The sequence below is a fragment of the Quyinboa mangrovi genome, from assembly GCF_042219825.1.
In the GTDB taxonomy this organism is placed as follows: domain Bacteria; phylum Bacteroidota; class Bacteroidia; order Bacteroidales; family UBA5342; genus JBHJHP01.
Genome location: NZ_JBHJHQ010000003.1, coordinates 397,219 through 417,051, shown reverse-complemented (window position 1 = coordinate 417,051; position 19,833 = coordinate 397,219). Strand labels below are relative to the sequence as shown.

The window sequence follows — 19,833 nt, the reverse complement described above, 5'->3', positions numbered from 1 at the left end:
GTAAAATGATAAGAAGCTTAGCCATATTATTGGGATTATGCTTTCTGAATCTTGCATATTGTCAGATGCCGGAACGGAATACTGCTAATGTTGAAAAATACAAACAGATCTGTCGCGACAATATTTACAGCGAAATGAAGGGCATGTACCGGGAGGCAGGAGGCGCACTTAAGTTTCCGTTTCTCGCACCCGGAAGTGATCAGTACCTGGATATGTTATGGGACTGGGATTCCTGGCTCAGTGATGTGGCATTACGACAGGTCCTGCTGGAAAACGGAACAGAAAAGGACCGGAAACAAGCATTGAAATATGAGCAGGGGTGTGTTTTGAATTCCCTGAGTTATGGCGGCATGGATGGCTGGATCCCTATCTGGATTGAACGCAATGCACCATCACGGAACGAAATGCTTCAAGGGGTAAATGCATATAAACATAACATGCATAAGCCTACCCTGGCTCAGCATGCAGCCTTTATTGTACAGAACATGGATGGTGATGCCGAATGGTTGCGGGATGACTTTTATACCCTTCAGGCTTTTGTGGACAGATACCTCAATTTTCAGAGGCATAAAGCAACGGGATTGATGTACTGGGAAACTGACGAAGCTATTGGCGTGGATAATGACCCAAGCACGTTTTACAGACCGGATGAGAGTTCCGGCTCCGTCTTTTTAAATGCATTGATGTATAAAGAGTTGAAAGCCATGGTTTATCTTGCGGAGTGTCTGAATCTTGGGGAGATTGCCGGTTACTACGAAAAGGAAGCTAACGGTCTTTCGGACCGGATCAGGGAACATTGCTGGGATCCTCGCGATGGTTTTTATTACAGTGTGGATCTGAACCTAAAACCGGTAGTAAAACCTGACGATGCAGATGCCAAAGCAGGAAAGCTTATTTTTCATGTGGGCCAGCCACGGACCTACGATTGTCTGATTCAAAGGCTAAGTGTCTGGAGCGGATTTATGGCCATGTGGGCAGGCATTGCCACGCCGGATCAGGCTGAACAAATGGTCGAAAAACACTTTCATGATACAACGTCGTACAATGCACCGGCAGGAATCAGAACACTCTCTCCGCTTGAAAAGATGTATGATACAAGGGCCAGTGGAAATCCTTCGTCATGGCTGGGACCGATTTGGATTAATGTCAATTACCTGGTATTCCGTGGTTTGGTGGAGTATGGCTATGATGAGGAAGCGAAGGAACTGGCAGAGAAAACGATTTTGCTGTTGGGACGTGACTTTGAACGGTTTGGGGCACTTCATGAATATTACCTGCCCGACAATTGTGAGCCTGTTTTAAATAAGGGGTTTCAGAACTGGAATTTTCTGGTACTGAACATGGCGGCCTGGCTGGACGGGAAATCTGCAGTAACTGAATTTTAGGGTTTTGAGGATGAAAGAAATAAATGCTAATTCTATTTCTTATGATGATTAATAAACGGAACAATCTGTAAATATTTCCATAAACTCATATTATTCAATATATTTGGTTTGATGAACCAATTGTAAATGTTCTATGGATTCGAATTACAGAATATTTTGGATCGTTTTGCTATCTTCGGTTATTCTGCTGGTGATTTATTCTGTCTTTTTTATCGAATTTAACAGAAAATCCAAATCTGTTGATAATAAGCGCAGTGCTACATTTATTTATTTACAGCGCTTAACCGGAGTCATTACTTTCGGAATTTTCCCGATAGGCATCATGAATTATACATTTTCAACCGGATTAGAAGATTACGGTGCAGCGTTGGTTATGCCATACAGATCGTTACTTTGGTTTATTATTCTGTCAGTTATAATAATTCCGCTGAATTTTTTTCAGGCCAGGAAGGATGCCAACCTGAACGTTTATCCGCAGATCAGGATAGATAACTGGAATATTGGCGTATTTACGTTAAGCGCTGTTACATGGATACTTTATCTGCTGGCATATGAGTTTTTCTTTCGGGGCTTTTTATTATTTGCTGCGCAGGATGCTGTAGGACCCTATTGGGCGGTCGTTATAAATACCGTTTTATATGCTATGGCTCATATTCCGAAAGGTAAATTTGAAACAATCGGGGCGATTCCTTTAGGAATTCTGTTATGTATAATTACGTTTAATACCGGTTCATTCTGGGTGGCTTTCGGGATGCACGTGGTAATGGCACTGTCTAACGAGTGGTTCTCATTATATTATCATAAGGAAATGAAGGTTACATTTTTGTCAAAATCAGACATGCATTAAACACCTGTTATAACCATGAAGATTTTTGTAACTGGAGCAACTGGATTCATTGGCAAACAACTGGTTTTAAGATTGGTTGATGAAGGCCATGAGGTGCATGCACTGTTCCGTTCTCCCGAAAAGAAAAAGGAGTTGGTTCAACCCGGGATAAAGTTTTTTAAGGGTGACATTCTGGATCCTGATTCACTGGATAAGGCATTAGCCGGATGTGAGATCGTGTTTCATCTGGCAGCATTTGCAAGGTTATGGGACAAAGATCCGGACAGCTGGTACCGCATTAATGTCACCGGTACCGAAAACGTATTACAGGCATCTAAAAAGGCAGGAGTTAAGCGATTTATTCTCACTTCTACGGCTGGGAAATACGGACCTTCTACCGATGGAATTGTGACTGAAGAAACCAAACGTACGGTGCCTTATTTAACGGCTTATGAGGAAACTAAGGATATATCGGAGCGAAAAGCAAAAGATCTGGCGAATAAAAATTTCGAGGTCATCATTGTTAATCCAACCCGGGTTTACGGACCGGGATTGCTTAGCGAGAGCAACGGTGTTACCCGGATGGTGGATATGTACGTGAACGGAAAATATAATGTGATTCCCGGTGATGGGGAGAGTGTTGGAAATTACGTCTATATTGATGATGTGGTGGAAGGACATATTTTAGCCTGGAAGCAAGGGAAAAGTGGGGAGAATTATCTGTTAGCGGGAGAAAACGCATCGTTTTATGATTTTTTTAAAACCCTTGGAGAAGTTTCCGGCGTTCAGAAAAGGATGCTCCATATCCCTGTCGTCTTGTTATCTTTTGTTGCTACATTATTTGAAGGCTGGACAAGAGTCACAGGCAAACCTCCGCTGATTACAAAACAATGGTTAAAACGCTTTATGTATAACTGGAATGTATCCTGCGAAAAAGCAGAGAAGGAATTGGGATATAAACCTGTAACGTTGAATTTTGGCTTACTGAATACAGTTAAATGGCTAAAAAATAATAATGGGTAACTAATTTGTCTGAGCTGATTTCCCGGTTATATCTTTTGGACTGGGTTTTTCAGCAATTTCATTTTTTATACGTTTAGAAACCATAGGAATTAAAACGCGTGGAGGGATTATCTTAATCATTAACCAGTTGATTTTATTGATTACTCCAGGGACAATAACTTTCCGTCGTTTCAATAAGTTGTTGATCGCTATTTTCGCCAGCTTTTCAGGGGATTGTAACCCGGCATGAACCCACCAGCCCTGCTTTTCTATTCTGCTGATAATTTCGCTGTTGGTGCGGATAGGGCCGGGAAAGATAACCGTAACAGAAACACCTGTTCCGCGAAGTTCTTCTGATAATCCTCGTGAAAAGGAATATATAAAAGCTTTGGATGCCGGGTAGACCGTTTTATAACCAATGGGACTAAAAGCTGCCATACTGGCAATATTCAAAACATAAGCCTCTTCATTCTGCATCAGTTGTGGCAACAGGGTATGCGTAAGTACAGCAACCGTTCTGATGTTTATCTGAATAATCCGTTCAATGTATGAAATCTTGGAGGTATGGAATTTTTTGGTTCCACCTAAACCGGCATTATTTACCAGTATATTGACATTAAATTGTTTGGTCCACTCTTTGATGAGGTCAATGGTGCCGGATTTCATAAAATCAACTTCCAGAAAATTCACTTCCACCTGATGCAGGTTACGGATTTGCTGGCATAGCATCTCCAGTCCCTCATTTTTCAGGGAAAGTAAAAGCAGGTTGTGCTTCCTTGACGCCAGTTCGATCGCAATTGCACGTCCAAAACCCTTACTTGCTCCTGTTATTAGTGCAAATTTTCTGTCAGATGCCATAATACAATGATTTTGTGTTTCTCCGCAATTTCATCATATAAACTCACCACTGCTGATGTTTCATGATATAAATTACGGAAATTATTGGTTAGTTTAAAAATGTAAAATGAATAAAATTCAATATTGCCTCATCTGAACCTTTTAGTAGTCTAAAGAGTTGTAATTGCTGAAACTAACAACACAGAACAATAATTCCTCAATTAATCCTGCTCAGTTAATGGTATTTTCAGTTATTTCACGAGGCTGTTTGTAAATAATTCAGCAGGAAAGTTCAATAGGCAACCATGAAAGGCAAAAGTGATAAAAAGTCTAAGAAGGACAAACCAAATTTGTTTAGCTTACTTAAACCATATAAGTTGCTTATTGTATTGCTAATACTGTTTACACTTATCAGTAATGGCGCCAACCTCATCATTCCCAAGATTATATCTTACGGGATTGATTCATTTTCAGGGGGCTCGTATGAGATAAAGACTGTTATTTTTTATTTTATGCTGGCTGCAATTGTCATTTTTTTGTTCACTGTTTTGCAATCTGTAACGCAGGCGTATACCTCAGAGCGTGTGGCAATGAATCTCAGGAATAAATTGTCAGACAAAATTTCACAACAAAGTTTTGTGTTCATACAGGATTCCAATCCTTCCAAACTGCTCACCAATCTCACATCAGATATGGATTCGGTAAAAATGTTTGTTGCACAGGGAGTAACCAATATTATTTCCTCTGCATTCATGATTGTTGGAATCTGCATTTTATTATTGACGATTAACTGGGAGCTGGCCATTCCGGTTATTTTAGCGATTCCCATCATCGGAGTAACATTTTTTATTATTCTGAAAAAGGTGAGAGTGTATTTCAGACGAAGCCGTGAAGTCATCGACTGGCTGAATAAAGTGATCAATGAAAGTATACTGGGTTCTGCCATAATACGCGTGTTGAATTCTCAGCAGCTGGAATACAAAAAATTTCTGGAAGCCAATACAGAAGCAAAGGATATTGGAATTTCAATCGTCACATTATTTGCAACCTTAATTCCGATTATAACCTTTGTGTCAAATCTTGCCACACTAACCATTCTGGCTCTTGGTGGTCATTTTGTCATTAACGGAAAGCTAACCCTGGGAGAATTTGCAGCATTTAACAGCTACATAACTATTTTAATATTTCCTATTATCGTAATTGGTTTTATGAGTAACCTGATAGCACAGGCTTCTGCGTCATATGAACGTATTGATATGGTATTAAGAGTGCCTGATAAAGAGGAAACAGGATTCATAGAAACTAAACTAAGTGGGAAAATTGATCTGCGCAATGTATCGGTGTATTACGACGATAAACCGGCACTTAAAAATGTGTCGCTCTCGGTTGACCCGGGAACACGAACCGCAATTATTGGACCTACTGCGGCAGGGAAAAGTCAGTTGTTGTATCTGCTTACCGGATTAATTAATGCCGATAGCGGTGTGGTGGAATTTGATGGAAACAGCATTCACGATTACAAAAAGAAGGTTTTTCACAATCAACTGGGATTTGTATTTCAGGATAGTGTGATGTTTCAGATGAGTGTACGCGAAAACATTGCCTTTAGCGATCAGGTAACGGATGATTCACTGGATAAAGCCATTGAAACGGCAGAACTTAAGGAGTTTATCAATACATTACCGAATAAGCTTGACACCATTGTCTCTGAGCGGGGAACCAGCCTTTCCGGAGGTCAGAAACAACGTATCATGTTAGCAAGGGCACTGGCGCTGAATCCCGAAATTCTAATGCTGGATGATTTTACAGCACGTGTGGATCAGCAAACGGAGCAGAAAATTCTGACTAATGTACAGCAAAACTATCCCGATATAACCCTTATTTCCGTCACACAAAAGATTGATCCGGTAAAGGATTTCGATCAGATCATATTGTTGATGGAAGGAGAGATTGTCGCTGCAGGGATGCATGATGAACTTTTAAGAACGTGTCCTGAGTATATTCAGATTTACGAATCACAAAGAAGCACAAGCCATTATGAACTATAATCTTAATACATTCACAGAAGAGAAAAATAAGAAGAAAAAGTTCCGCTTTGCTTCTCTAAAGAGTCTGGTGGGGCACATGGTAGAGGAAAAAAGAACCTTGCTGATTGCCTTTATTGCTATGTTTATTACGGCAGCATTAAGTTTGACCGGACCGATGTTAATCGGATACACGATCGATCATTATGTGCAGACCAAACAATTTCATGGCGTATTGATTTTCAGTGGAATATTGTTGGTAATGTATGTTATTGCCCTGTTTTCCGGTTATTTAAGAACCAAGCTAATGGGATCGGTAGGACAGCGTATGTTATTTACGCTCCGCAATGCAGTGTTTAACAAACTTCAGGAACTGCCGTACGATTTTTTTAATCAGAATAAAGCAGGAGACCTGATATCAAGAATAAATAATGATACCGATAAGGTAAATCAGTTTTTTTCCCAGTCGCTTATGCAGTTTTTAATGTCAGTCCTCATTATGATAGGATCCGGAATATTTTTGCTGTCTATTAACTTCCGTTTAGGTATGGCCGCTTTATCTCCGGCTATCATCATCTGGATCTTCACCAAATTTGTATCTCCATGGGTCAAAAGGAGAAATTCTGAAAGTCTTAAAACTACCGGGTTCCTGAGTTCAGAAGTGCAGGAAAGCCTGAATAATTTTAAGGTGATCGTAGCCTTTGACCGCCGGGACTATTTCAGGGAGCGCTTTAAAAAAGCCAACCGAAAAAATTATTCTGCATCTGTTAAAGCAGGTGTGGCAAACGCATTGTTCATGCCTGTTTACACCATATTATCGAATGTTGGAATGTTGATTGTACTGACCTATGGTATCTATCTTATTTCCCAGGGAAGTTTTACTGTTGGTTTCCTCATCAGCTTTATTGCATACGTCAATAGTTTTTACAATCCATTAAGGCAACTGGCATCACTTTGGGCCAGTTTTCAATTGGCACTGGCTGCCTGGGAACGCATTCAGAAAATTCTGTCCATGGAAAGTAATATGCATGTAATAAAATCGGAAGAAGAGGAAAAAACAGAAACTTTGCTGACATTTAAAGATGTATCTTTTTCTTATCCAAACGGAACCAAAGTATTAAATCAGATCAATTTTAATCTGAAGAAGGGTAAAACATATGCATTTGTAGGTCCTACCGGAGGAGGGAAAACAACAACAGCATCGCTTATCGCAAGATTGTACGATCCTACCGCAGGGAAAGTTTTACTGGACGGGAAAGATATTCGTTCATATTCTCCATCCGAACGGATGAAAAAGATCGGGTTTATTCTGCAGGATCCGTTCATGTTCAGTGGCACTATCCGGGATAACATTTTGTATGGAAACGAAGCATATAAAGACCTGCAAAACGGAGAGCTTACTGAGATATTCAGAAAAAGCGGTCTGGAAAAACTTTTAAAAAGGTTTGATGATGGTCTGGAAACCAATATAGATGTGTCGGATAATGGCATCAGCCTGGGACAGAAACAGCTGATAGCTTTTATGAGGGCTATCCTTCGACAACCTGAATTACTGATCCTTGATGAGGCAACAGCCAATATAGATACAGTTACCGAGCAGTTACTGGACGAAATTATTCAGAAACTGCCTGAAACCACAACTAAGGTCATTATTGCCCACCGTCTGAATACCATTGCCAATGCAGATGTTATTTATTTTGTTAATACCGGCGAAATAGTAAGGGCTGGTTCACTGAACGATGCCATAGATATGCTGATGCATGGAAATATGGCTAGTTAAATGGTCAGCTTTGAGATTTGAGCAGTTCTGCCAGGTACTTTTGTTTAACTGGTTCCCTGTATTTTTTGGCATAAGGCGTATGATAGCTGTGATTTTGAAGAAATTTAATTTGTAATTTATTCCATTCCTCATGTGAATGGATGACACTCAGATTCAGGAGTTCCTGATACAATGTTTGACTTATCGGATAAAACGCTTCTGTTCCAAGATAATCAAGGTCTGAATCCGCTAAAATACATTCCAGAATATTCAATGGTTTCTGAGGAATCTTAGTTGCACGGATCATTCCGTTAATTCTGGCTATTTCGACATCACTGTAATCCCATTCCGGCAATAACTTTCTGGTTATTTTCACACTTTCCTCTTCATGATTATGGCTGCTGACAATATATCCTGTATCATGCATAAGAGCGGCAGTTCTTAACAGGTAAGCCTCATGAGGAGGAACCTGCATACGTTTAATGTATTGCTGACATACATTTAGTACATGAAGCGTATGATGCACGCCATGATAGGTTAGCAATTCGTTAAGACCGTCATTCAACATTCCGGTAATAAAGCGTTTTAGTTTTCCTGTATTTTTCATTCACTTATTTCTTTTCAGGTTTGTTTTCTTTTGTTTTTGGGATACCGGTGCCTAAAGGTCTTATCTTTCTCTTTCCCCAAAATCCACCTTTTACTTCCTTAATGCTTTCCACATAGAAGAAGGCATTGGGATCAATTTGCATGATGGATTGTTTGATCCTGTGAATTTCAAGCCTGGTTACTACGGTTACGACAATGTCGCAGTCAAATTTTTTCTGGAACGATCCGGGCAGGTATCCACGTTCACCTTTATATACCGTTATGGCTTTACCAAAATCGTTAACAATAAGTTTTTTAACTTCCTGATCTTCTTTTGATACTATTGTAAGGGCTGTAAATTCTTCAATTCCATCAACCACATAATCCGACGTTTTCATAGCTGTATAATAAACCAGTATGGAGTACATGGCAGTTTCAATGCCAAATTCCACCGCTGCCGCTAAGATTACCAGTGAGTTAAACAACATGATGATTTCACTCGTAGTAAATCCAACCCATCTTTTAGTGTAATGTGCAATAATTTCCAGACCATCAACAACTCCACCTCCGCGAATGACCAAACCTATCCCTAATCCCATAAGAAATCCACCAAATACAGCAATCAAAACTTTATCCTGAGTTACCGTTGGAATATTCAGTACCAACATCAAAACAGCCATCAGCAAAATTGCCATCAGGGACTGCACGGCGAATGTTTTTCCTATTTTTCTGTAGCCCAGATAAATGAATGGCAGGTTGATCACAATCAGCAAAATACTGAAGTTGATTTTAAATACCAGGTTAAACAATATGGATACTGCTGTAACACCACCATCAAGAAATTTATTGGGGATCATAAACCCCTTCAGTGCAACTACCGAAATAAAGATACCGATTATTGTTGTTAGCATGGATTGCAATGAAAATATTGATTTCCAGTCGATGCTGTTTTTTTTACTTTTAATTTGTGTTTTGTGTTTTTTACGCATTACTCTATCACTTCGTATGTTACCATCGATTTTGCTTTATTTTTCAGGCTGAGTTCACCATTTTTTTTGCAGTTAAAAAATTCTTTGATCTTTTCATATGAGTGTTCGCTGATAAGAATCTGTCCCGGCCCGGCTGATGCCTGTAAGCGTTGTGCAACATTCACCGTGTCGCCGATAACCGTGTAATCAAGCCTTTTAAGGCTGGATGATCCAATATTACCGGACACCATTTCTCCACTGTTGATCCCAATAGATACACTGGGTTTAAACGTGACATGTTCAGAAATTTCCGGCAGGTCAGCTATTTTGTTTCTTACTGCCAGACAAGCATCAATAGCTCTGTCCATGTGATAATCACCGCGAAAGACAGCCATGATGGCATCGCCAATGAATTTATCCACGAATCCTCCCTGGCTGATGATTTCTTTTACCATGATATCAAAGTAGCTGTTCAGCAATTCCACTACCGTATCGGGTTGTTCATTTTCGCTGATCGAGGTAAATCCGCAGATATCTATAAATGCCACGGCTGCTTCAATGGTCTCATTGGTCATGATAGATGATTCAAATTCCTTGGTATCCATGAAGTTGAGCACCGTTTCATCCACATACATTTTCAGGATATTGTTCTCTTTAATCGCCCGAAGCGTTTCTCTTACCTGGGTCACCTGTTTTATGGTTTTTTCGAGGGTTATCTCCAGATCCTTAAAATCGACAGGTTTGGTTATAAAGTCGAATGCTCCCCGGTTCATGGCAGTACGAATATTGTCCATATCACCATAAGCAGATATGATGACGGACTTCAGTACAGAGTGTTGTTCTGCCAATTTGCTCAACAAGGTTAGCCCATCCATTTCCGGCATGTTGATATCGCTCAGCACAATGTCGACATCCGGATTATTTTTCAGCTGCTCCAGTGCCTTCACCCCATTTATGGCGAATACAAAATCATATACCTTATCTCTGATCTGTTTCCTGAACTTCTGCTTGACCAGAATCTCCAGATCAGTTTCGTCGTCTACAACTAAAATCTTTGTCATACTACAATGTTTTAATTTTTTCCTTCAATGATCCAAAATCAACCGGCTTGGTAAGGAAGTCATCTGCACCAAGCTGCATGGCTTTTTTATAATTTTCTTCGTCACCATAAGCAGTTATCATCATAACTGTTGGCGGTGGCTCATGCATTTTCTGCTTAATTTTTGCCAGCAATTCCAGACCGCTCATGCCAGGCATATTAATATCTGATAATATTAGAATGGCCTCATGTCTGTAATGTTCAATTCGCTGAAGCGCCTCTTCTCCTGAATAGGCAAACACGAACTCAACTTCGCCTGACCTGATCTCTTTTCTGAACCGCTGCTGAAACAACGGCTGTATATCCTTTTCATCGTCAACTACTAATATTTTTCTCATTTTAATGGTATTTTGATTATAAATTCTGTTCCTTCACTCTCTTTGGAATTTATTTCAATTTCTCCGTTATGCCCTTTAGTAACAATGTCATAACTCATACTCAATCCAAGGCCGGTTCCCTGTCCTGCCGGTTTGGTAGTGAAAAATGGCTGAAATATCTTTTCTTTTACATTGTCAGGAATACCGTTGCCATTATCTTTTACTTTAATTAAAACAGTATCGCCCTGTCTTTTCGTACTGACAACAACCTCTGGTTTATATCCGTCCAAATTTGATTTTGATTTTTCATAAACGGCATAGAATGCATTATTGATAAGATTTAACAGAACCCGGCCAATATCCTGGGAAACCAAATTAATTTTTGGTAATTTTTCATCTGCATCAAGCCTGAAGTTGGCATTAAATGCCTTGTCTCTTGCGCGAAGTCCATGATAGGACAGGCGTAAATATTCATCCGCAAGCGCATTAATATCTGTTGGTAACTTTTCACCTGTATTACCACGGCTGTGCATTAGCATATTTTTCACTATTCCATCTGCACGTTTACCATGATGGTTTATTTTTTCCAGGTTTTGTTTGATGTCATCTGCAATCTCAGATATTTCAGAGATCTCCCCTTTGGAAAGATCTGATTTTATCTCGTCAATCAGTTCAATGCTTACTTCAGAAAAATTATTGACAAAATTCAGCGGATTCTGGATTTCATGTGCAATGCCTGCTGTGAGTTCTCCCAAAGAAGCCATTTTTTCTGATTGAACGAGCTGTGCCTGTGTTGCTTTAAGTTCATTATACGCTTTTTCTATTTCTTTAGCCTGGGCAAGTTCTTTCTCACGTGTACGTTCCCTTTCCTGTAAAACAAGCCTCCTTCTCATTTGCTTGTTAAAATAATAGATGGAAGCACCCAGTATAAATGCATATATAATAAATGCCCACCAGGTATACCACCACGGTGGTGCTATTACGATGTGCAGTGATTTGCCTGTTTCATTCCATACACCGTATGCATTTGAAGCTCTGAAAATAAAGTCATATTCTCCTGGTGGAAGATTGGTATATGATGCGTAATTCCTGTTATCATATGTCCATTCATCCTCGTATCCTTTTAATATATGGGCATATTGATTTTTCTGGGGATTAGCATAGTGCAGGGCTGCAAACTCAAAACTCAGGTTATTCTGGTCATGCGTCAACTGCAATTCTTTCAGATCAGGTAAGCTGGTGCTTAAAAGCGAGTTATAATCCTTATTGTAAACAGATTTATTTAAGATTAAAAGATCAGTTAAAAGGAGGTCCGGTTCAACATTATTTGCTGTTATTCTACTCACCGAATTTAATCCGTGCTCACCACCAAACCAAAATTTTCCGTCTCTTGTTCTGACAGCAGCCTGATTAACATAGGAAGATCCGCCAAGTCCGTCCTCTGTATTATAATTAATAAATGTAACATTTCCCAGTGACTGGTTTGAGATCATCTGGGATAAGCCATTCTGTGTAGAGATCCACATTTCCCCATTGTCACCTTCCAGGATGGACTCTGTTAAATTGGTTGGTAATCCATCTTCCTGTGTATAAAGTGTAAACTGTTCTTTTCCCGGATCGAATTGTGTAATACCCATTTGGGTAGTTAGCCATAGAGTCCCGTTTTTATCTTCGCAAATATCCTGAATATTATTCCCTGAAATTGAATTCGGATTTTCCGGATCATTTGAATAAGTCTTTACCGCATTATTTTCGAGATTAATCTTATTCAACCCGGCTCCAATGGCTGCAACCCACAGGTATTTATCCCGGACTATTATATCAGAAATATCCGTCCCGTTTATGGCTTTTTCTTTTTTGTTTTTGGAAAGAAGAGTACTAAACAAATTTTGTGCATTTTTATCGGGAAGACGAACCAGAAGAATTCCATACAACTTTGTTTTATCTGGTGGAGCTTCATTCCATTTGGCGTAGCTATGACTGTCATCAGAGGTATATCGCAAGGTGTAACTACCCGGAGATAATATTATCTGGTCAATAAACATTCTGTTTTTTGATGCTCCACCGGCATAATATGATCTGGCGTAGTCGAAAGCATTCCAGATTGTATCTTTATTCGCATTTTCAATCCATCCATAGTCAAACATGCCATCAAAATTTCTCCCTTCACCAACGACTTCTACGGTAAACGTATCTGTTTTGCTAATTTCAAATTGCTGGCTCAGGTTTTGGAAATCGGTAACGTTAACAATTTCCGCAATTTTATTACCAGGATCAGAAACAGATTCGATTTGTTCTATCAGTTCGGGAGAGAGAGTCCGTAACATCTTACTTGGGATTCTCCTGAAAGTTCCTGATGCAGGATAAAAGTAGTTCAGCCCGTTGTTGGTTCCAATCCAGAAATTTCCTTTATGATCCTTTCTTATTACCCTTACCTTATCATCTGAAATTGATGTAGGGTCAGAACTGTAAGCAAACCGTCGGATTTCGTTATAATTTTTATCCAATTTTATCAAGCCGTCTCCCCAGGTTCCCAGTAAAAGACTTCCATCGTCCATTTCACCAATACACCGCACAGCACCACCATAAAGATCATTTACAGCCTTATAGGTAACATGATGAAATATTTTCTTCTTTTCGTCAAATATATTCAGGCCTCCGCCCCGTGTTCCGACATACAGAATTTCAGGCTTTACTTTTGATTCAAATAGTCCGAATACGGATGAATTGCTCAGGCTGTTTTTATCTTTTTCATTATGGACAAATAACTCAAACGGGTTTTTTGCCGGATCATATTTCATCACTCCGGATGAAATGGTTCCAAACCAGAAAATTCCGCTTTTATCTACGGTGAAACTTGTCAGCGTTTTATTCCACCCCTGGTTCAGGAGTTTGATATTACCTGCAATTTTTATTTCAGAATACTCATCGGAAAGGCCATTGAATTTTAATAGGCCATGGAAATTATTGGCTATCCATATATTCCCTTCGTCATCGGAATTGATTCTGTTCCATTGATTTAACCTTGATTCTCTGTTGTAATCGTATATTATTATGGTTTTCAGATGAGTAGTCGACGGGTTATACTTATAGATTCCGTTTCTGGTTGTTATCCATATAATGTCAGCTGAATCTGCATATACATCGCTTATAGTATTCCATGAATCAGTAAAAGGTATATAGTCGGTTTGTTTTATTTTAGCAGGACGAAAGATACTATCTGACGGTGTAAGATAAATAAGGCCGTATTGATATGATCCGCTCCAGATAATTTCATTGGAATCTTCTGTAATTCCTAATCCTAATCCTTCAATTGTGCTACTCTCAGCATTTTCTGAAGGTCTGATTTTTGAAGCATTCCATGTATCTGTTTCATGATTATATGAAACAATACTGTTAAAACCGGTCGTTGCCCATATTCTGTTCCCTGAATCCTGAAACAGTACCAATGCCGAACTAATATTACCGGTGCGTTTAAACAGCTTATTGAAATTGTAGTTGGTAAAGGTTTTGTTCTTTCGGTTATATTTCGATACACCTGAGTCTGTACCAATCCATATATTGTGTTCAGCATCTTCGCAAAGGGTCCAGATGTTATTGTTTTGAAGACTGGATGGGTCTCCCGGAATATTTTTAAATGTCTCTAGTTTAAGTCCATCATATTTTTGAAGTCCGTCTCTTGTGCCAATCCATATAAGACCGTAACTATCCTGAATGACTCCGTTAACACCAGGTGAAGCAATACCATCAGAGACAGACATAAAAACAGGCTTTATTTCCTGTGACTGCAGTGGCACATTAAAGGAAAGTGAAATAGCAATGAAAACTATCATTAATTTTTCTTTCCCTTTAATCATAAACTGATTTTTCATTTTGTAACATTTTTTCGTATAAAATTATTTCGCATTCAGCACAATTATAAATTCAGTTCCTTCTCCAACCTTTGATGTCATTTTTAAATCTCCTCCGTGTGCTTTTACAATATCATAGCTCATACTCAAGCCTAAGCCAGTCCCCTGACCAGCAGGTTTGGTCGTAAAGAAAGGTTGAAAAATTTTCTCTATAACCTTCTCAGGAATCCCATTCCCATTGTCTCTGACAATAATTTTAGCCTTCCCATCATGATATTTAGTGGTTACAATTACCGTTGGCTTGTAACCTTCAATATTTTGATTTTTTTTATCAGCTACGGCATAAAATGCATTGTTGATAAGGTTAATCAGAACCCTGCCGATATCCTGGGGCACGATATTAATTTTTGGTATTTCTGCATCAGCTTCAAGCCTGAAGTCGGCATTAAAGGATTTGTCTTTGGCCCTGAGACCATGGTAAGACAGACGAAGATATTCATCAGCCAAAGCGTTGATATCAGTTAATTCTTTTTGACCGCTGTTTCCACGGCTGTGAAGCAGCATATTTTTTACGATGGCATCGGCCCGTTTCCCGTGATAAATGATTTTTGTTTCATTTTCCTCAATGTCATTTGCAAGTGCCTTAACTTCGTCCAGATTATTATTATCAACTTCTTCTTTCAGTTCAGTAATAAGCTCTTTATTCACATCCGAGAAGTTATTGACAAAATTCAGCGGATTTTGAATTTCATGTGCGATTCCTGCTGTAAGTTCACCCAGAGAGGCCATCTTTTCAGCCTGAATAAGCTGGGCCTGGGTAGACTTCAGTTCATTGTAAGCTTTTTCAATTTCTTTGGCCTGTTCCAGCTCTTTTTCCCGGGATTTTTCCCTTTCCTTTTTAAGTAACCTGCGTCTTTGAATTCTGTCAATGATAATGATAAGGCCAATAAACAAGAGTAGATAAAGACCATACGCCGGCCAGGTAAACCACCATGGCGGAAGGATTGTAAATTTATATTCTGCGGGTTTACTCCATACTCCGTTAAACCCACGCGTTGCTACCTTGAAGACATAATCGCCGAATTTAAGATTATAATAATTGCGTGAAACAGGCTCATTAGTTGTCCGGGACCAGTCTTTGTCTGCTCCTTCAAGAATATACCGGTAGGTTATCTTATCCCTGCCTCTTATTTCCGGATTCGTGAAAGAAAAACTTAATGAATTCTGATTATATGGAAGTTTCAATCCAACCGGAAGATGAAAACCAGGTGAAATGCTATCCCATTTTATGTTATTTTCAGCATAATAACCCGAATCCGAAAACACGCTGTTTTTTAAATAATAAACCGTCGATTGGATATTCCATAAGGTATCAATATGACGGAATACTTTTTCTTTATTTACGAGGTCATAGAAATCAGGCTTCTGATCCATAATACTGATTCCGGATATAAAAACAGAAGGCTTGTTTCTGTTGATAGTGGGTTCCTGGGTTATCACCGTCATTTGCGGTGAAACGCCCCACCAGATTTGTCCGGATTTTGTGGTTGTGGCAACCATTTGATTGTAGTCGTTGAAAGGGAATCCATCACGTTTACCATAATTGTAGAAATGCCATATACTGGTGCTGTCAAATGTTTCCGGTGGTCCCACAACGACCATTCCATCCTGTGATCCGATATAAATTTTCCGGTTTAATTCTGCCAGATCATACATGGTTTCAGGATAGAGCCCCTGGTGACCCGTAAAACTTGTAATTGTTTTTTTATCGGTATCAATAAGTTTAAGGCCCAAACCACCAATCCACAGCTTATCTGATGCTGTTCTCAGCATGGCTGTATTATATTCAAGCATTGCCCCATCTTCTTTTTCAAATTTCGAGATGCGGTCTTCGGCCGGATCTATCACATAAATACCTGATATTGTGCCAACCCAGAGTTTTCCGTTTTTGTCTTCCAGAAAGCCCCATATCCGGTCCATTAGTTTATCTTTATAGCGGGTCATTTTTTTAATTGATTTGTCCTGTGGATTGAACACATAGATACCCAAATTTGATCCTAACCATATTGAACCGTCCTGTTGCTGGAATACAGCAGAGATGAAAACTGGCATACTGTACTCTGTCATGCGTTTGTTTTTCTTGTCAAATATTGCAAACCCGTTGCCTCCACCTGCCAGTATACTTCCGTCTTTCAACAGATATAGCTGGTATCTCCTGTTATTTCCTATGCCATTGTTTGTTGTAATGAGTTTAATTGTATTGCTTTCAGTATCATAAATATTTATGCCGTTATAGGTCCCAAGCCACATCAGACCGCCATTATCCTCCAAAATGCCCCAGACATCATTACTGGCAAGTCCGTTGTTCATATTCAGATGTTCCGGCAAGGCACCTTCAGGGTCAATAATCAGCATCTTGTTCTGAGGTGTTCCAATCCATAAGTTTCCATCCATGTCTGTTGAGGCGCTGCAGGGTATTCTGCTGGTAAACATTAAGACTCCCGTGGGTATTTTTTTTAGTTGTTTTTTTTCAGGATTATGGACATAGATGGTATCATTATCTATCACCCAAATTTTCCCGGTATGGTCTTCCACAACATCCAGGGCACTGGCATCAAAAAAGCCCTGCTGATTGTTTAATATCCGGATATTCTTTCTGTCTGCAGTTACGGAATATGCACCTTTGGCAAATGAGTTAATCCAGATATCGCCTGATTTTGTCTCATAAAAATCAAATGCCGTAGCATTTTCCAATCCGTTCTTTTTGTTTAAAATACGATAAGCACTATGATTTTTATTGATTATGTAGATCTCTTCACTGGTTCCAATCCAGATGCTGTTATTCCGGTCTTTTATGATACCAACGTAAAAATTATTTTCTCTGTCTGTTTCAGGAAATGTAAAGCGTTGAATAGTTTTACGTTTCCTGTCAATTACACCAGCCTGACCATCAAAAGCTGTAAACCATAGCTTTCCGTTGACGGCAAAATCAAGTCTGGCAAAGGGTACATTCAATTCAAGAAGCTGAACCACGCCTAAAGAAGGCATCAGTTTATACATGCTGCCGATTGAAGTTATTAACCAGAGATTATTTTCAGGGTCCGCTTTCATATCTATAATGAAATCAGGATTACCGTTAGGCAGTGTAGGCAGAAAATGATAGGTTTCAAAAAAGTTCCCTTTATAGCAGGCCAGTCCTCTTTCAGTGGCAATCCATATATTGCCGGTGTTGTCCATAACAGTTTCACTGATGTAATTACCCGGTAAGCCTTCTTCCAGTCCCATTTGAATTATCCCGGATGTTGAACGGGGATACTGGGTTGGCAGGCTTGATTTTGTAATTATCGGTTTTGGCAGCAGGAATGTTTTGGTTTTAAACGTATCCTTTTTTATGGTATCCATATTAAACGGATAAAGGGGTAGCTTATCCCATTTAAGAGGTATCGTTTTAAGAGGTTCTTTTTCGTCTTTAAAGGTGTTTACTGTAAATGTTTTTGTTGGCAGTTTTTGTAAATCAAAGGGGTAAATTTTTTCCACGGGTGTTGTATCCCTGCCGACATCCTGCCATTCAATAGGTGTTAGTTCCGGGTAGGCAAAAGGTGTGGTAACAGGAGCCACATACCCTGACGCATTTTCAGGGAAAGGGACTGATTTCTTTTTCAAACAAGCGGTCGGGATCAACATCACTGATATGATTCCAACATAGAAATATGACCTGCGCTTTTTCATATACTTAATTTTTTTTTCTGCTTTCAACAGGCAGAGAAACAATAAATTCTGTTCCTTCTCCTTGTTTGCTTTTGCATTCAAGTGATCCTCCGTGACCTTTTGAAATAATGTCATAACTCATACTTAATCCTAATCCTGTTCCCTGACCTGCCGGTTTTGTTGTAAAAAATGGCTGAAATATTTTATCCTTAACTGAGTCAGGAATGCCGGTTCCATTATCCCTGACAATGATCTTGATCTTATCTTTTTCCTTTTTCGTGCTAATCCATACAGTAGGCCTGTAGGAATTATCCTCGACTTTCGCCCTGTCTGTAACTGCATAAAATGCATTGTTTATAAGATTAAGAAGAACACGACCGAACTCCTGTGCTATGACATCAACTTTTGGCAGATTTTTCTCCAGTTCCAGATTGAATTCAGCGGTAAACATTTTATCTTTTGCCTTCAATCCGTGATAAGACAGACGCATAAATTCACCAGCCAGGCCATTGATGTCTGTACGTTCTTTTTGACCTGTATTGGTTTTACTGTGTTGTAACATTCCTTTAACGATGTCATCAGCCCGTTTGCCATGATGCGATATTTTTTCAAGGTTCCCGGTGATATCTTGCAGTATTTCATTTATTGCTTTCTGGTTTCCCTTTTTCATCTCTTCCTTCAGTTCATCAATTAATTCATGGCTTACTTCCGAAAAATTATTGACGAAGTTGAGCGGATTCTGAATTTCATGTGCAATGCCTGCGGTCAGCTCACCCAGTGAGGCCATTTTTTCGTTATGGATTAATTGTTTTTGGGTCAGCTGCAAATCATTGAGCGCTTTTTCAACTTTAATCTTTTCGTCGGTTAATTCTCTGTTTTTTAATTTCAGCATAGATTTAAACCGTTCGTTATCTGACACGAATTTCAGCAGTAGGAAAAAGCTGATGGAGGTGATAATGGCAATATTGAAAAAATAGAATACCATACGAATCTGATTGGGTATTTCTATTCTTTGTAAGGGATAGAAAATATCAACCAGAGTGGAAATAAGAACAACTGCAAGAAAGAAGAAAAAGAATAACCGTGCGGTTTTTGGGGTGTGAAACATCAAAGCGCCAAGCGGACTTAGCATCGCAGCCAGTACCACCACACTGCTTTGGTCAAATCCCCCATTCAGTACATGGGTCAGTGTTGGAAACAGCAGGATGCCGATCAGTTGTGCGCTTCTGAAAAAGTTATATTTTTTCGTCAGATAATATACAAGCAGATTTACAATGGAAAAGCCAATGTAGAACATTATAGCCGTCATGGCTTTGCTTACGCCCAGAAATACATAGATAAAAGAGTATATAAGCCCAAAAAAAGAGGTTAACCCGACGAGCAATATTAAAATGCTTCGTCGTTGTATCTCTTCCTCCTCGAGATTGGAATAGGCGAATATGTTTGCAAGTCTGGCTTTATAGTTCATATTA

General features: G+C 39.3%; 13 protein-coding genes. 5 read left to right on the top strand and 8 right to left on the bottom strand.

The features are described 5' to 3' along the window. The first annotated feature begins 5 nt into the window (after positions 1-5). From ACE1ET_RS07830 to ACE1ET_RS07820, 3 genes are all read left to right on the top strand, one after another. On the top strand, positions 6-1,385 hold the full coding sequence (locus ACE1ET_RS07830) for an MGH1-like glycoside hydrolase domain-containing protein (RefSeq protein ID WP_375727826.1): 1,380 nt from the start codon (positions 6-8) through the stop codon (positions 1,383-1,385). 133 nt (positions 1,386-1,518) lie between these two features. Further along, the gene (locus ACE1ET_RS07825) at positions 1,519-2,232 is read left to right on the top strand and encodes a CPBP family intramembrane glutamic endopeptidase (RefSeq protein ID WP_375727825.1); all 714 of its coding nucleotides are present in this window, start codon (positions 1,519-1,521) and stop codon (positions 2,230-2,232) included. Between the two features lie 15 nt (positions 2,233-2,247). Next, the gene (locus tag ACE1ET_RS07820; protein ID WP_375727824.1) at positions 2,248-3,234 is read left to right on the top strand and encodes an SDR family oxidoreductase; all 987 of its coding nucleotides are present in this window, start codon (positions 2,248-2,250) and stop codon (positions 3,232-3,234) included. Here the strand turns inward: ACE1ET_RS07820 and ACE1ET_RS07815 are convergent, their stop codons facing one another. Continuing rightward, complete coding sequence (locus ACE1ET_RS07815) at positions 3,235-4,071, bottom strand: SDR family NAD(P)-dependent oxidoreductase (protein WP_375727823.1); 837 nt, start codon at positions 4,069-4,071, stop codon at positions 3,235-3,237. It lies immediately after the preceding gene. 284 nt (positions 4,072-4,355) lie between these two features. Between ACE1ET_RS07815 and ACE1ET_RS07810 the strand changes: the two genes are divergently transcribed. Both ACE1ET_RS07810 and ACE1ET_RS07805 read left to right on the top strand, forming a co-directional pair. Next, positions 4,356-6,098 (top strand): ABC transporter ATP-binding protein, encoded by a 1,743-nt coding sequence (locus ACE1ET_RS07810; RefSeq protein ID WP_375727822.1) that lies wholly within the window; start codon positions 4,356-4,358, stop codon positions 6,096-6,098. Continuing rightward, positions 6,088-7,854 carry an ABC transporter ATP-binding protein gene (locus tag ACE1ET_RS07805; RefSeq protein ID WP_375727821.1) on the top strand — a complete coding sequence of 589 codons (1,767 nt, stop codon included), beginning with the start codon at positions 6,088-6,090 and terminating at the stop codon, positions 7,852-7,854. Before ACE1ET_RS07810 ends, ACE1ET_RS07805 begins: the two co-directional genes overlap by 11 nt. A 4-nt stretch (positions 7,855-7,858) precedes the next feature. On the opposite strand, the gene ACE1ET_RS07800 is transcribed toward ACE1ET_RS07805, so the two are convergent. Genes ACE1ET_RS07800 through ACE1ET_RS07770 form a run of 7 tightly spaced genes read right to left on the bottom strand, consistent with a single transcriptional unit; the run spans position 7,859 to position 19,829 of the window. Next, a complete protein-coding gene (locus ACE1ET_RS07800; RefSeq protein ID WP_375727820.1) occupies positions 7,859-8,440 on the bottom strand; it encodes an HD domain-containing protein in 582 nt (193 codons plus the stop codon). 4 nt (positions 8,441-8,444) lie between these two features. Beyond that, on the bottom strand, positions 8,445-9,407 hold the full coding sequence (locus ACE1ET_RS07795) for a YitT family protein (RefSeq protein ID WP_375727819.1): 963 nt from the start codon (positions 9,405-9,407) through the stop codon (positions 8,445-8,447). Then, a complete protein-coding gene (locus ACE1ET_RS07790) occupies positions 9,407-10,447 on the bottom strand; it encodes an adenylate/guanylate cyclase domain-containing protein (protein ID WP_375727818.1) in 1,041 nt (346 codons plus the stop codon). The genes ACE1ET_RS07795 and ACE1ET_RS07790 overlap by 1 nt, the downstream gene beginning before the upstream one ends. A gap of 1 nt (position 10,448) precedes the next feature. Then, complete coding sequence (locus tag ACE1ET_RS07785) at positions 10,449-10,823, bottom strand: response regulator (protein WP_375727817.1); 375 nt, start codon at positions 10,821-10,823, stop codon at positions 10,449-10,451. After that, on the bottom strand, positions 10,820-14,674 hold the full coding sequence (locus ACE1ET_RS07780; protein ID WP_375727816.1) for a sensor histidine kinase: 3,855 nt from the start codon (positions 14,672-14,674) through the stop codon (positions 10,820-10,822). The genes ACE1ET_RS07785 and ACE1ET_RS07780 overlap by 4 nt, the downstream gene beginning before the upstream one ends. A gap of 24 nt (positions 14,675-14,698) precedes the next feature. Beyond that, positions 14,699-18,382, bottom strand: coding sequence for a sensor histidine kinase (locus ACE1ET_RS07775; RefSeq protein ID WP_375727815.1), 3,684 nt, complete (start codon positions 18,380-18,382; stop codon positions 14,699-14,701). A 4-nt stretch (positions 18,383-18,386) separates the two neighbouring features. Further along, positions 18,387-19,829 (bottom strand): sensor histidine kinase, encoded by a 1,443-nt coding sequence (locus tag ACE1ET_RS07770; protein WP_375727814.1) that lies wholly within the window; start codon positions 19,827-19,829, stop codon positions 18,387-18,389. Positions 19,830-19,833 lie beyond the last annotated feature (4 nt).

Excerpts from the sequence above, each read along its gene's own strand:
- ACE1ET_RS07830 (WP_375727826.1), top strand. The coding sequence starts at position 6 with ATGATAAGAAGCTTAGCCATATTATTGGGATTATGCTTTCTGAATCTT.
- ACE1ET_RS07825 (WP_375727825.1), top strand. The coding sequence starts at position 1,519 with ATGGATTCGAATTACAGAATATTTTGGATCGTTTTGCTATCTTCGGTT.
- ACE1ET_RS07820 (WP_375727824.1), top strand. The coding sequence starts at position 2,248 with ATGAAGATTTTTGTAACTGGAGCAACTGGATTCATTGGCAAACAACTG.
- ACE1ET_RS07815 (WP_375727823.1), bottom strand. The coding sequence starts at position 4,071 with ATGGCATCTGACAGAAAATTTGCACTAATAACAGGAGCAAGTAAGGGT.
- ACE1ET_RS07810 (WP_375727822.1), top strand. The coding sequence starts at position 4,356 with ATGAAAGGCAAAAGTGATAAAAAGTCTAAGAAGGACAAACCAAATTTG.
- ACE1ET_RS07805 (WP_375727821.1), top strand. The coding sequence starts at position 6,088 with ATGAACTATAATCTTAATACATTCACAGAAGAGAAAAATAAGAAGAAA.
- ACE1ET_RS07800 (WP_375727820.1), bottom strand. The coding sequence starts at position 8,440 with ATGAAAAATACAGGAAAACTAAAACGCTTTATTACCGGAATGTTGAAT.
- ACE1ET_RS07795 (WP_375727819.1), bottom strand. The coding sequence starts at position 9,407 with ATGCGTAAAAAACACAAAACACAAATTAAAAGTAAAAAAAACAGCATC.
- ACE1ET_RS07790 (WP_375727818.1), bottom strand. The coding sequence starts at position 10,447 with ATGACAAAGATTTTAGTTGTAGACGACGAAACTGATCTGGAGATTCTG.
- ACE1ET_RS07785 (WP_375727817.1), bottom strand. The coding sequence starts at position 10,823 with ATGAGAAAAATATTAGTAGTTGACGATGAAAAGGATATACAGCCGTTG.
- ACE1ET_RS07780 (WP_375727816.1), bottom strand. The coding sequence starts at position 14,674 with ATGAAAAATCAGTTTATGATTAAAGGGAAAGAAAAATTAATGATAGTT.
- ACE1ET_RS07775 (WP_375727815.1), bottom strand. The coding sequence starts at position 18,382 with ATGAAAAAGCGCAGGTCATATTTCTATGTTGGAATCATATCAGTGATG.
- ACE1ET_RS07770 (WP_375727814.1), bottom strand. The coding sequence starts at position 19,829 with ATGAACTATAAAGCCAGACTTGCAAACATATTCGCCTATTCCAATCTC.